General features: G+C 70.6%; 12 protein-coding genes. 9 read left to right on the forward strand and 3 right to left on the reverse strand.

All coding sequences use genetic code 11. The features are described from left to right. The first annotated feature begins 105 nt into the window (after positions 1 to 105). Positions 106 to 828, forward strand: a complete 723-nt coding sequence (locus OO71_RS00005) for an SDR family NAD(P)-dependent oxidoreductase (protein ID WP_084144611.1) — start codon at positions 106 to 108, stop codon at positions 826 to 828. A gap of 71 nt (positions 829 to 899) precedes the next feature. On the opposite strand, the gene OO71_RS00010 is transcribed toward OO71_RS00005, so the two are convergent. Beyond that, positions 900 to 2,270, reverse strand: coding sequence for an amidohydrolase (locus OO71_RS00010; RefSeq protein ID WP_051790845.1), 1,371 nt, complete (start codon positions 2,268 to 2,270; stop codon positions 900 to 902). Between the two features lie 88 nt (positions 2,271 to 2,358). Here OO71_RS00010 and OO71_RS00015 point away from each other — a divergent pair, with 88 nt between their 5' ends. The 7 genes from OO71_RS00015 to OO71_RS00045 are packed head-to-tail and all read left to right on the forward strand — an operon-like array spanning position 2,359 to position 10,116. Next, a complete protein-coding gene (locus OO71_RS00015; protein ID WP_033287486.1) occupies positions 2,359 to 3,462 on the forward strand; it encodes a zinc-binding dehydrogenase in 1,104 nt (367 codons plus the stop codon). Positions 3,463 to 3,487: 25 nt separating this feature from the next. Then, positions 3,488 to 4,453, forward strand: a complete 966-nt coding sequence (locus OO71_RS00020; protein ID WP_033287487.1) for an aldo/keto reductase — start codon at positions 3,488 to 3,490, stop codon at positions 4,451 to 4,453. Positions 4,454 to 4,490: 37 nt separating this feature from the next. Then, positions 4,491 to 5,465 (forward strand): alpha/beta hydrolase, encoded by a 975-nt coding sequence (locus OO71_RS00025; protein ID WP_033287488.1) that lies wholly within the window; start codon positions 4,491 to 4,493, stop codon positions 5,463 to 5,465. Next, positions 5,462 to 6,442, forward strand: a complete 981-nt coding sequence (locus OO71_RS00030) for an alpha/beta hydrolase fold domain-containing protein (RefSeq protein WP_033287489.1) — start codon at positions 5,462 to 5,464, stop codon at positions 6,440 to 6,442. The genes OO71_RS00025 and OO71_RS00030 overlap by 4 nt, the downstream gene beginning before the upstream one ends. A gap of 59 nt (positions 6,443 to 6,501) precedes the next feature. Further along, positions 6,502 to 7,683: a multidrug effflux MFS transporter gene (locus OO71_RS00035; protein WP_245633528.1), complete on the forward strand. Its 1,182-nt coding sequence runs from the start codon at positions 6,502 to 6,504 to the stop codon at positions 7,681 to 7,683. Positions 7,684 to 7,715: 32 nt separating this feature from the next. After that, positions 7,716 to 8,633 (forward strand): AurF N-oxygenase family protein, encoded by a 918-nt coding sequence (locus OO71_RS00040; RefSeq protein WP_033287490.1) that lies wholly within the window; start codon positions 7,716 to 7,718, stop codon positions 8,631 to 8,633. 1 nt (position 8,634) lies between these two features. Then, a complete protein-coding gene (locus OO71_RS00045; RefSeq protein ID WP_033287491.1) occupies positions 8,635 to 10,116 on the forward strand; it encodes an FAD-dependent oxidoreductase in 1,482 nt (493 codons plus the stop codon). A gap of 258 nt (positions 10,117 to 10,374) precedes the next feature. Here the strand turns inward: OO71_RS00045 and OO71_RS00050 are convergent, their stop codons facing one another. After that, a complete protein-coding gene (locus OO71_RS00050; RefSeq protein ID WP_033287714.1) occupies positions 10,375 to 11,196 on the reverse strand; it encodes a lysozyme in 822 nt (273 codons plus the stop codon). 75 nt (positions 11,197 to 11,271) lie between these two features. After that, positions 11,272 to 12,147, reverse strand: coding sequence for a glycoside hydrolase family 16 protein (locus tag OO71_RS00055; RefSeq protein ID WP_033287715.1), 876 nt, complete (start codon positions 12,145 to 12,147; stop codon positions 11,272 to 11,274). A 259-nt stretch (positions 12,148 to 12,406) separates the two neighbouring features. Between OO71_RS00055 and OO71_RS00060 the strand changes: the two genes are divergently transcribed. Beyond that, entirely contained in the window at positions 12,407 to 13,237 is an 831-nt protein-coding gene (locus OO71_RS00060; protein ID WP_033287492.1) for a helix-turn-helix transcriptional regulator, read from the forward strand. Positions 13,238 to 13,295: the final 58 nt, after the last annotated feature.

Consider the following 13,295-nt stretch of genomic DNA (forward strand, 5'->3'; position numbering starts at 1 on the left):
CCATTCCTTCCGAGCCACCGTGCGGCAACCAACGATCAGCCACACCCCATCGCCCTGGGCATCCAGGGCACTCGCCCCGAACAACATCAACCTTAGGGATCGACGATGCCCGCTGCCCGTACCGTCCTGATCACCGGAGCCTCCGGCGGCATCGGCCGCGCCATCGCCACGGCATTCGCCGCCACCGGTGACACCGTCGTACTGGCCGACCTCGACGGCTCCGAAGAGGTCGCGAAACCCCTGGGCGCCCGCGGAATCCGCCTGGACATCACCGACGAGGCCGCGATCACCACCGCACTGGACGAGACGGGCCCGATCGACGTACTGGTCAACAACGCCGGACTGCTGACCGTCCACGGCCGCCTGCTGGACCTGCCGGGAACGGACCTGCTCCGCATTCTCGCAACCAACGTCCACGGCACTTTCCTGATGACCCAGCAGGTCGCCCGCCGAATGGCCGAACGCGGCACCGGCGGCGCGATAGTGAACCTGTCCTCCATCGGCGCGCGGCAACCCACCCCGGGGATGGGCGGCTACGAAAGCAGCAAAGCCGCTGTGGACGCCCTGACCCGCTGGGCGGCAATCGAACTGGCCGAACACAACATCCGGGTGAACGCAGTAGCCCCCGGCCCGGTCGCCACCCCGATGCTCACCGCCGCCATGCCGCCCGGCTCCCCCGCCTACGACGCCTGGGTCCAACGCATCCCGGACGGCCGAATGGCTTCCGTAGAGGAGGTCGCCGCCGCGGTGGTCTTCCTGGCGGGCCCGTCCGCCGCCCACATCACCGGCACCACCCTCCCGGTAGACGGCGGCCAGCTGCTCACCTGAGGCCACGTCCGTGAAGGGAACCATCACGGGAATTCCCTCATGGTTCCCTTCACGGACTTTCCGGACGGACGTCAGGTGAGCGTCCCGGCGGAGCGTTCGTGCACGATCTGTCCACCGAGGACGGTGAGGTCGACGTCCAGGTCGGGCAGCTCGGCCGGGGTCACCGTGAACGGGTCCGCGGCCAGCACACACAGGTCTGCCACCATGCCCGGCTCCAGCGTGCCCTTCCACCCCGCAGCACCATCCTGCCGGGCCGGATGCACCGTGTAACAACGAAGCAACTCCCCCATCCGCCCCCGTACATCCTCCGCCGGACCCATCCACGCGTCCGCGGCGGCGATCTCCCGCCGCCAGTCCGGGGACAGCACCGGCGCGTCAGACGTCAGGCACAACGGAATCCCCGCGTCCAGCACCTCCCGCAACGGCCAAGCACGCGCCGCACTGCCCGCCCCCATCGCGGCATCGACCACCCCGGCAGTCCGCACCGCAATCCCAGCCTGCGCAGCCAGCCCGACCCCCAGCCGGGCCATCCGCTTGACCTGCGCACCACTCACCAGATCACCGTGGATCACGTAATGCCCGAGATCCCCGAGATCAAGGTCCCGCTCGCCCCGCGCCAGCTCCACCGCGTCGAGCACCACCTCGATCGCCCGATCCCCGGTCGCGTGGACCCCCACCTGCAACCCGGCCCGATGCGCGGCGAGGATCATCCAGGTCAGGTTCGCCTCCCGCTCACCATCCGTCCCACCCCCGACGAGCAGCTCGGCCCGGCTGCCATCGGCATAACAATGATGGGTATACGCAGACCGCATTGGCGGAATCCCATCGGCGAAGATCTTCACGCCCCGGAAGTTCACCCAAGCCGGATCGGCCTCCGGCCCGTCCATTGTGGACAACCCAGCCCGAAACGCATCGACCGTGCTGGGCCCGTCCAACTCGCCGTAAAGCCACAACGCAGTCACGCGCGCCCGCAGCAACCCCTCAGCAGCCAGCTCCCGATACTGCTCGACCACGGACATCCCGAACGCCCCGATCCGCCCGTCGTCCTCCCCTGGTCCAAGCCCAGGCTCGGTGTAGCTCGTGATCCCCAACCCGGCCAGCACGTCCCCGGCCCGCAGAATCGCAGACCGCCGCTCCGCATCCGTCCGCAGCGGACGGTCCGGCCCCGGCCCGGGTGCCCCCCGATCGGCGAACAACGTATCCGGCCACAACGCCCCCAGCCAGGCCGCATGCAGATGCCCGTCATTGATCCCGGGCAAGACCGCCCGGTCACCGAGATCCAGGACCGAAGTCCGCGGCCCGATCACGTCTTGCAGATCCCGGTCGGAACCGACCCGCAGCACGCGCCCGTCCCGTACGGCCAGCGCTCTCGACGGCGCGGCACCGGTCATCGGGTGCACCGCCGCTGCCCGCAGGACGAGATCCGCAACTGAGGTCGGCACAGGCACTCCTGGGTGATCCGGGGTCTCGACATTTTTGTCGACGCCCGTAGACTAACCCATCATGCGGCCCGTCCCGGAAAGGTTTGTGATGACCGTCCCGACTGCCACCCGCGCCGCGGTGCTGACCGAGCACGGCGCCCCGCTGGAGCTGACCGAACTGCCGCTGCCCGCCGCACTGGACCCCGGTGCGGCGCTGGTGCGGGTCTCGTGCGCGACGCTGTGCGGCACGGACGTGGAGATCTGGTCCGGGAAGATGAGCTTCCCCGGCATGCTGCCGATGGTGCTCGGCCACGAGATGACCGGTGAGGTCGTCGCCACCGGGCCGGACACTCGCGACGCGCTCGGCCGCGAGATCCGGCCCGGCGCGCGGATCGGGTGGTCGGAATCCACCTGCGGCGAGTGCTATGGCTGCACGGTGCTGCGCGAGCCGGTGGCGTGCAGCAAGCGCGGGTACGGGTTTCTGCAGCGCTCGGACGTCGCGCCGTTCGCCACCGCTGGGCTCTGCGAGTACGCCTACGTCGTGCCGGGCGCGGCGAAGCTGCTGCTGCCGGACGAGGTCCCGGACACCTGGGCGGCCATGGCCGGATGCGCGGCGAAGACGGTGCTACGGGCATTCGACCGGGTCGGCGGCGTCCGGCCCGGCTCGCGCGTGGTGGTACAGGGCTCCGGCGCGCTGGGCCTGTTCGCGACCGCGGTGGCGCGGCTGGCCGGAGCGGGCACGGTGATCACCGTCGGCGCTCCCGCGTCCCGGCTGGCGCTGGCGGCGGAGTTCGGCGCCGACGCAACCGTCGACGTCGGTTCGGGCAACATCGTCGAGCGTGTCACCGAACTGACCGGCGGGCACGGCGGCGACCTCGTGCTCGACTTCGCGGGCGCGCCCTCCATCGGGCAAGAAGCGGTCGGGATGGCCGCGCAGCGCGGTCGGGTGGTGGTCGTCGGCAGCACCGGGCCGGAACCGACGCCGGTGCCGCTGGGCACGGTGATGGGCAAGGAGCTCACCGTCGTCGGGTCGCTGAACGGCGACATCGCCGACTACCACCACGCCATCGAGTTCTTCGGTTCGTTCGGCGCGAGAATGCCGTGGGACCGGTTGTTCGGCACCCCGGTCGGCCTGTCCGGCGCGAGTGAGCGGATCGAAGCCATGCACCGGCTCGACGAGACGAAAGCCGTCGTCGACCCCCGTCTTCCCTGATTTCCGTGCCTGCCAAGGAGGTTTCGTGTCTGCCCCAGCTCCCCTGCCCCGCCGCGCGGTCGGCGAGTCCGGTTTGGACGTTTCGCTGCTGTCGCTCGGTTCGTGGCACACCTACGACCGGATGGACTTCGCCGACGCGGTCGCCATGATCCGCGCCGCGGTGACCGCCGGGGTGAACCTGTTCGACGTCGGCGTCTACGGCATGCCCGGCCACCCGCCGGTGTTCACCGACGTGCTGTGGAGCGCGATCATGCGAGCCGCCCGCATCCCGCGCGAGGAGTACCTGGTGTCGGCGAAACTGTGGCTCGAAGGATTCGGCGAGCAGGGATTCCGCCCACAGCTGGAGAACGCCTTCCTGCGCGGTGGTTTCGACGTGGCCGACCTGGTGATCCTCGGCGACCTCCGCCGCGAAGACGTCACCCTGGAAGACCTGGTCGACGACCTCACCGGCCTCACCCGGGCGGGGTTGATCCGAGCCTGGGGCGTCAACAACTGGTCGGCCGCAAACATCACCCGGCTACGCGAGATCGCCGCCGCGCGCGGGGTGCCGGGGCCGCAGATCGCGCAGCTGAAGTACAGCATCGGCCGCCGGTCCATTCCGGACGGTGCGCCGTTCGCCCGCCTCTTCGCCGACGGGTTCACGATGCAGTCCTCGGACGTCCTGGAGGGCGGCATCCTCGCCGGCCGCACCGAACTGACCCGCGAAATCGGCCGCGACCCGGGAGAGGTCCGGGCGGCGATCATCCGCAACGCCGCCGGGGTCGTCGCGGTGGCCGAGGAACTGGGAACCACCGCCGCCCGCCTGGCCGTGGCGTTCACGCTGACACATCCGGCGAACGTCACGACCCTGTTCGGGGCCACGCGGATGGCGCAGCTGGAAGACAACCTGGCCGCGGTACAGCTGGTCGACCAGGTGGGCGCCGCGCAGCTGCGTGCGCTGGTTGAGCCGTTCTGGGCGGACCGCGACGCCGTCGACCCCGAAGGCCCCTGACCTGCCCTCGAATTCCGTCCCGCCCGAGGAGGCTTCCGTGACCCATCCCCCCGTTCCGTTCGACCCCGAGATCGCGCCCGCACTCGCCGACCTCATCCCCGCCGACGCCCCGCCCTTCACCCCCGAGACGATCCCCGGCCTGCGCCGCGCCATGGCGGAGATGTTCCCGCCTGCCGCAGCGGCGGTCGGCGACGCGCCGGTCACCGTGACCGAACGAATCATCCCCGGCCCGTCCGGCGCGCCGGACCTGGAGATCACCGTCCTCGCGCCGCGCGAGTTCACCGGTCCCGTTCCCGTGCTCTACAACATCCACGGCGGCGGCATGATGGTCGGCCACCGCAACATGGACGTACCCAGGCTGCTCGCGCTGGTGCTGGAACTGGCTGTGGTCGCGGTGAACGTCGAGTACCGGCTCGCGCCCGAACACCCGCATCCCGCACCGGTCGAGGACTGCTATGCGGGTCTACTGTGGACGGTCGCAAACGCCGCCGAACTCCGGATCGACCCAGCGCGCATCGTGGTCATGGGCGGCAGCGCCGGTGGCGGGCTGGCAGCTGCCGTCGCGCTCCTGGCCCGCGACCGCGGCGGTCCCGCACTGGCCGGGCAGCTCCTGTTGTGCCCGATGATCGACGACCGCAACACCACCGTCGCGAGCCGTCAGTACCCGGGCCTCGGCACCTGGACCCGCGAAGCGAACCTCGCCGGATGGACGTCGCTCCTCGGCGACGCCGCCGGTACCGACGACGTCTCCCCCTACGCCGCACCTGCGCGCGCGGCCGACCTTTCCGGGCTGCCACCAGCGTTCATCGAGGTAGGCAGCGCAGAGCCGTTCCGCGACGAGGACACCGAGTACGCCCTGCGCATCTGGGCGACCGGCGGTCAGGCGGAACTCCATGTGTGGGGAGGGGCGTTCCACGGCTTCGACATGTACGTCCCGGACTGGCCGATCAGCAAAGCCGCCCTCGCCACCCGCACCTCGTGGCTGCGCCGGATCCTCGGAACGGCCCGATGACCGCCGTACCCCCGCCGGTGCCCTACGACCCCGAGCTGCAACCCGGCCTCGCCGCGTTCCTCGACCTGGTCGAGCGAATCCCGCTGCGCGCCGACACGATCCTCGCCAACCGGGCGCATTTCGCGACCATCATCCCGCCCGTCGAGCAGATGGTCGGCGACCGTCCGGTGAAGCTGACCGAGCACTCCGTCCCCGGGCCGGACGGCGCACCGGACCTCGTGCTCACCGTCGTGCGGCCGCAGTCCGGCGTGACCGGCGCGCCCGCGCTGTACAGCATCCACGGCGGTGGGATGGTGCTGGGCAACCGATTCTTCGGGCTGGACGGGCTGATCGACGACGTCCTGCGGTTCGGCGCGGTCGGGCTCTCGGTGGAATACCGGCTGGCGCCCGAAAACCCGGCACCGGCCGCGGTCGAGGACTGCTACGCCGGTCTACTGTGGACTGTCGCGCATGCCGATGAGCTCGGCATCGACCCGGCGCGCATTGTCGTCACCGGAGCGAGTGCGGGCGGCGGCCTGGCCGCGGGCGTGGCGTTGCTGGCCCGGGACCGTGGTGGTCCGGCGCTGGCCGGGCAGCTGCTGCAGTGCCCGATGCTGGACGACCGGAACGAGACGGTGTCCACCCGCCAGTACGACGGTCTCGGCGCCTGGGACCGCAACAACAACGACACCGGCTGGAACGCCCTCCTCGGCGCGGCCCGCGGCACCGCCGGAGTCTCGCCGTACGCGGTTCCGGCCCGGATGCCCGATCTGTCCGGCTTGCCGCCCGCGTACCTGGACGTCGGCGCGGCCGAGATCTTCCGCGACGAGACGACCGAGTACGCGCTGCGGATCTGGGCCACCGGCGGACCGGCCGAGCTGCACGTGTGGGCAGGCGGCTACCACGGATTCGCCGGTTTCTCCCCGGACGCGGAGGTCTCGCACGCGGCGGCGGCAGCGCGGCTGTCGTGGCTGCGCCGGGTTCTGCGGGCCGGGTGAAGCCTTCGGTACCGGTCGAACCCGCAAGCCGACGGCCCGGTCCACGGCGGATCGCGGTCGTGCTCGGGTTGCTGGAGGTCTTCGGCCCGATTTCGATGGACCTCTACCTGCCTGCGCTGCCCAGGCTCGCCGAGGACCTCCGGGCCGGGCAAAGTCTCGCTCAGGCGACGATGTCGGTCTGCATGCTCGGGCTCGCCTTCGGGCAGCTGGTGGTGGGCCCGCTGAGCGACCGGCTCGGACGGCGGCGTCCGTTGCTGGCCGGGATCGGGTTGTTCACCGTGCTGTCGGTGGTGTGCGCGGTCGCGCCGTCGATCGAAGTGCTGCTGGCGGCGCGGTTCCTGCAGGGCTTGTGCGGGTCGGCCGGGATTGTGCTTTCGCTGGCCGTCGCGCGGGACCTTGCCGAGGGTGTCGAGCTGGTCCGGCTGCTGGCGTTGCTGACCACCGTCGGGGCGCTCGCGCCGATCGTCGCGCCGGTGGTGGGCGGACAGCTCGCGGCAATCGTCGGATGGCGCGGCATTTTCGGTGTGCTGGCCGGAGTCGGCGCGGTCCTGCTGCTCGTCGCCGCGACGGCGCTGCCGGAAAGCCTGCCCCCGGAAGCCCGCCGTCCCGGCCGCGGCGGCCGAGAGTTCCGGGTACTCCTGAAAGACCGGCTGTTCCTGCGGTTTCTGCTGGTCAGCACCTGCAGCGGGGCGGCCTTCTTCACCTACCTCGCGTCGATCAGTTTCGTGCTTCAAGACGGGTTTTCGCTGTCGCCGCAGCTGTTCAGCGTCTGTTTCGCGGCGAACGCAGTGATGGCGGTGCTCGGCGCGCAGGTCAACCGCGCCGCTGTCCGCCGGGCGGGACCGATCCGGATGTACGTCCTCGGCACCACCTTCGCGGCGATCGCGGCGGCGACGATGCTGGTGTCGGTGCTGCTCGGCGCCGGGCTGATCACGGTGCTGATCCCGTTGGCGCTGCTCATGTTCGCGGGCGGGACCACACAGGCCAACGGGAACGCCCTCGCCCTCGCCGACCACGGCCGCCGCGCCGGGACCGCGGCCGCGTTGCTGGGTACGTCCTCGTTCGCGATCGGCCCGATCGTCGCGCCGCTGGTGTCGCTGGGCGGCACGACGCCGTTGTCGATGAGCCTCACGATGACGGTGGCCTACGGCTCCGCGACGGTCTTGCTGTGGCTGACCGTGCTACCCCTCTCGCGATTCGGCCAGATAGGTGTTACCTTAGGTAACAGTGAATCGCGGTAACGCCTAATCAGTGTCGCTCCAGGGAGGACCGTATGACCAGCGCCGACGTGCAGCGCGCACCGGAAGCAGCCCCGTCCGGCCGCCAGGAGACGGCGCGCCGGCTGCTCGACTCGGCCGAGACGCTGTCTTACGACCCGGTGCACGAGGTCGACTGGGAAACCCCGCTCGACCTGGACTTCCACGGGGCCAGCCCGGAGTGGAGCACGCTGTATGGCACCCGCTACTGGGCCGAGATGACGCCGGAGCAGCAGAAGGAGCTCACCCGGCAGGAGGCGGCGTCGGTCGCGAGCACCGGGATCTGGTTCGAGATGATCCTGCAGCAGATGGTGCTTCGGGACTTCTACGCGAAGGACCCCACCGACCCGGCGTTCCAGTGGGCGCTCACCGAGATCGCCGACGAGTGCCGCCACTCGATCATGTTCGCCCGCGGTGCCGCGAAGCTCGGCGCTCCCCCGTACCGGCCGCGCAAGCTCGCTGTCGAGCTGGGTCGCGTCTTCAAGGCCACTGCGGGCGGCGAAGCTGCGTACGCAGCCATCCTGGTGGCTGAAGAGGTTCTCGACGTGATGCAGCGCGACTGGATGCGCGACGAGCGCGTCGTGCCTTTCGTGCGCACTATCAACAACATTCACGTCGTCGAGGAATCGCGGCACATGAAGTTCGCCCGTGAGGAGACGCGGGCGCGGCTGGAGGGCGCGGGCAAGCTGCGCCGTCAGTACAACGCGCTGGTGGTCGCCATTGCGTCGTACTTCATCGTGAGCAGCATGGTGAACCGCGACGTGTACCGGAACGCCGGGCTGGACACCGAGCGCGCGGTGCGGGAGGCGAAGGCGAACGAGCACCACAAGTCGATGATGCGGTCGAGCTGCGCGGGCCTGATGGAGTTCCTCGGCTCGTGCGGGCTGCTGACCCGTCCGGCGATGGTGTTCTATCAGCGAGCGAACCTGATCTGACATGGCCTTCGCGATCACCCAGACCTGCTGCAACGACGCGACGTGCGTGTCGGTCTGCCCGGTCAACTGCATCCATCCGACGCCGGACGAGCCCGATTTCGGCACCACTGAAATGCTCTACGTCGACCCGGAGACCTGCATCGACTGCGGTGCCTGCGCCGACGCGTGCCCGGTCGACGCGATCTTCCCGGCCGACCTGCTGACCGGGCCACTGCAGGTCTACGCGGGGATCAACGCGGACTTCTACGCCGATCGCGCACCTGCCGCGGCGAGTCCGGCGCCGAACTTCCACCAGTGGGGTCCGCCCGCGTTCGGCCGCGACATCCCGAGCGACTTCGCGCCGCCGGACATCGCGGTGGTCGGCACCGGCCCGGCGGGGATGTACGCGGTGGAAGACCTGTTGCTGCACACCAATGCGCGGGTGACGCTGATCGACCGGCTACCGGTCGCGGGTGGGCTCGTGCGTTACGGTGTCGCCCCGGACCACCCGGCCACGAAAGGCATCGGCGAGACGTTCGCCCGCTTCCACAGCCATCCGCGGCTGAAGATGCGGCTCGGCGTCGAGGTCGGTCGACACGTCACGGCCGACGAGCTGGCCGCGCGCCACGATGCGGTGATCTATGCCGTCGGCGCATCCTCGGCGCGGAGTCTCGGGGTGTCCGGCGAGGATCTGCCCGGCAGCATCGCGGCGACCACCGTGGTCGCCTGGTACAACGGCCATCCGGACGTGCCCGCGAATGCGGTCGACCTGTCCGCGGAACGGGTGGTGCTGGTCGGCACCGGAAACGTCGCCCTCGACGTCGCCCGGATCCTCACCGCCGACCCCGACGATCTCGCCGGTACGACGATTGCCCCGCATGCGCTGGAACGCTTGCGCTCCAGCAAGATCCGCGAGGTCGTACTGCTCGCGCGGCGCGGTCCGGAAGACGCCGCGTACACGTCGCCGGAGCTGATCGCGCTCGCCCAGCGCACGGACGTTCCCCTCGTCGTCGACACCGCAGACCCGCGCACTGCCGCAGCGATCGACGCGGGCGAAGGCAAAGCCGCCCTGCTGCGCGGACTGGACCGGGAGATGGTCGACTGGACCGCGCCGCCCGCCGACGGCCTGCGCCGGATCGTGCTGCGGTTCCACTCCGCCCCGCTGGAGATCACCGGCGACCACCAGGTGCGCGGGCTCCGGGTGACCGGCCCGGTCGAGATCGCCGCAGGTCAGGTCGTGCGTGCGGTGGGTTATCGCGGGCGCCCGGTGCCGGGCCTGCCGTTCGACGAGGCGGCCGGGACCATCCCGAACACCGCAGGCCGCATCGACGGCCGGACCGGGAGCTACGTGGTGGGCTGGATCAAGCGTGGCCCATCGGGCGGGATCGGCGCGAACCGGACGTGCGCGAAGGAAACGGTCGCGACCCTGCTCGACGACATCACGTCGGGCCGCCTTCCGGTGCGGGCCCGCCGGTCCCCGCTGGCCGGGCTGCTCCGGCGCTGACCTGCTCGTCGACGTCCGGGAGTCAGAAGGCGAGCTCCAGACGAACCCGAACCCCCATCGGCGGCTGGCGTGAGGAATTCGTGCCGCACATTCCGGGCCCGCCGCCGCGGGAGCCATCGTGCGGCCCGCGCCGAGCGCCGCGGCGAGGTGCAGAGCGCCCGGGATGGCGTAGGTGAACAGGTCGAACAGCCCGACCGCGAAAGTCACCCGCCGATCCGACGCTGTGCACCCGGCCGGACGGCACAGCTGATCGGGTGATCACGCCGTCGAGGAGCCGCCACGGGCGAGCGCCTGGACGCGTTTCATCGGGCCGTTGTAGAAGTTCTGGTCCCCCGGCAGGCCGCCGCTGCGGGCGAACTGCCAGATGCTCTGTTTGTCCCATCCGGCCGGGAGTTCGCCGATCTCCGGGGCGTAGCGGGCGAGCCAGAGCGGGTTGGTGTCGCCGAACCCGCCTGCGTTGCCGGTGCAGCGTTTCCACCACGACGTCGAGGTGTAGATCACCGTGCTGCGCCGCTCTTTCGCCAGGTAGGTGCGGGTGAAGTCGGCGATCCACGCAGTCATGTCGGCCGGGCTTTTGCCGTAGCAGGCGTCGTCGCCGTACGGGTTGTACTCGACGTCGAGCGCGCCCGGCAGCGTCTTGCCGTCGCCGTGCCAGGCGCCTCCGTGCGCGATGAAGTACTCGGCTTGCGCGGCGCCGCTGGAGTTGTCCGGGCGGGCGAAGTGGTAGGCGCCGCGGATCAGCCCGGCGTCGTGCGCACCGTTGTACTGCTGGGAAAACTGCGGGTTCACGAACCCGGTGCCTTCGGTCGCCTTGACGTAGGTGAACCGCGCGCCCGCGTCGGTGGCCTTGCCCCAGTCGACCGGGCCCTGGTGCCCGCTGACGTCGTGGCCGAGGGTCTGTGCCGTCTCCGCGCGGGCCAGGTCCGGGCTGCCGTGTACGCCTTCGTGGATCGCGATCTGCGAACCCGCGACCGTTTCGGCTGCCTCCGAGTAGTCGGCGGCTTGCGCGGGCTGCGCCAGCGTCCACGGCAGCACGAGGGCCGCGGCGGCGAGCACCAGTCCCTGCGTCATGCGGTTCATCGAGGCTCCGATCTCGGGCGGCGGCACGTCCGGTGATCATCGTGCCTGCGCCGGGCCGGGTCCGCGAATGCCAGGTCACCCGGTCGTGGCGCCGCTGACCTTCACCGAGAAGCTGTCGATGCTCATCCCGGCGCCGGGGGTGATGTCCGCGCCCGGGCTCGTGCAGCTGCACACCTTGTTCGGGTACGAGCCGCCGATCGCGACGTCGAAGATCGCGAAGAACCCGTGGTCGACGGCCGCTTTCCAGGTCGCGTCGGATACCTGGTTCTGCTTCACCGCGAAGGTCTGCCTGCCGTCGAGGGCGAACCGCAGCTCCTCGGCGGCAGCGTTGCGGCGGTCGACCACCACGGAATACGTGTGGTACCCGGTTTTGCAGCCCGCGCAGTCCTGCAGGTCGCTGCTGATGCCGTCGGGGTCGTGGCATTCGCCCGCCCACTTTCCGCAGTGGAAGGTGGCGGAGTGCTTGTCGAGGGCGTTGACGTTCTCCATGATGTCCAGCTCGCCGATGCTGGGCCAGTTCGTCGCGCCGACCGGCCGGGCGTCGGCACCCATCGCCCAGAACGCGGGCCAGTACCCGAGGCCGTGTTCGGGGTCGGGCTGCCGGATGGTCGCGCTCATCTCCATCTGCCCGCCCGCCGGGGCGCCGAAATCGGTGCGCTGGGTTTCGATCCGCCCGGACGTCCACGCGCCGTTGCCGTCGCGCAGCGGTTTGATCACGAGGTGCCCGGCGCCGTCATGGTACACGTTCGCGGTGGAGTCGGTCATCGTCTCGATCTCGCCGGTACCCCAGTTCGCGGCGCCGCCGGGATAGCCGGTTCCCTTGTCGTAGAGCCAGTTCTGCTGGTCCAGTCCGGTTCCGGCGGGTCCGTCGAAGGTGTCCTCGAAGACCGTCGTCCAGGTTTCGGCGGCCTGTGCGGGGACTGCGGCCATCGGGAGGGCCGCAGCGAGCACGAGGGCAGCTCGGAGGAGGCGCGTTCCGCTTCGTCGCATGATTCGCCTTTCGTGGGTCCGGGGAGTCTTTGCAGACTCCGGCACCGGCGCGGACCAGTCAAAACGCTCTGCCTGCCGGTCCGGCGGACTCGGGCACACGCGGGCAGCACAGGGCCGGAAAGGTTTAAACCACTGCGCGACGGGGTAAGGCGGCGAAGGGAGGAGTACCGCACCCCCTTTGCCCGCCCCACGCCCGGCGCGGGCGTTCTAGCCTGGTCCCATGAGCGACGGCAACCTCCTCGGCGAGTTCCTGCGGGCACGGCGCGAGGTCACCGGCCCGGCGGACGTGGACGTCCCTGCCGGGCCGCGGCGGCGGGTCAGCGGCCTGCGCCGGGAGGAGGTCGCCCGGCTCGCCGGGGTGAGCACCGACTACTACGTGCGGCTCGAACAGGGCCGGGAGCGAACCCCGTCGACGCAGGTCGTGGACGCGCTCGGCCGGGCGCTGCGGCTCGACGACGAGGCGCTCTCGCACCTGCATTCGCTCGCCCGGCCGGTTCGTCCGCGGCGGCGGGTGCAGCGGGAACGGGTCAGCCCGCGGCTGGTGCAGATGCTCGACGCCTGGCCGCAGACTCCTGCGGTGGTGCTCGGCCGGTGCATGACGGTGCTCGCCGCCAACCTGCTCGGCGAGGCGCTGTTCGCCGGGCACGCGCACAGCGGTGACCTGCTGCGGCTGGTGTTCCTCGACCCCGATGCCCGGGACTTCTATCCGGACTGGGAACGCGTCGCGGTGAACACCGTCGGCGGGCTGCGGTCGGCGGCCGGGACCGATCTCGACGATCCGCTGCTGATCGAGGCGGTCGGCGAGCTTTCGCTCAAGAGCGCCGATTTCCGCCGGTTGTGGGCGCGCCACGACATCCGGCAGAAAACCCACGAGACCAAGCGGTTCCGGCATCCGCTGGCCGGCCTGCTCACCCTGCACTACGAATCGATGACCGTGAACAGCGCACCCGGTCAGCAGCTCGTGGTGTACCAAGCGGATCCGGGCAGCCCGTCGGAAGCCGCGCTGGGACTGCTCGGCAGCCTCGCCGCGGACGCCCCGCCGGACCGCTGATTTCCCTTTCTCCCATTCGACAATTCGACAATTCGTTCAGGGGTACCTCTGTGTCCGA

Origin of the sequence: Amycolatopsis jejuensis (genome assembly GCF_000717335.1) — a bacterium.
GTDB classification, from domain to species: domain Bacteria; phylum Actinomycetota; class Actinomycetes; order Mycobacteriales; family Pseudonocardiaceae; genus Amycolatopsis; species Amycolatopsis jejuensis.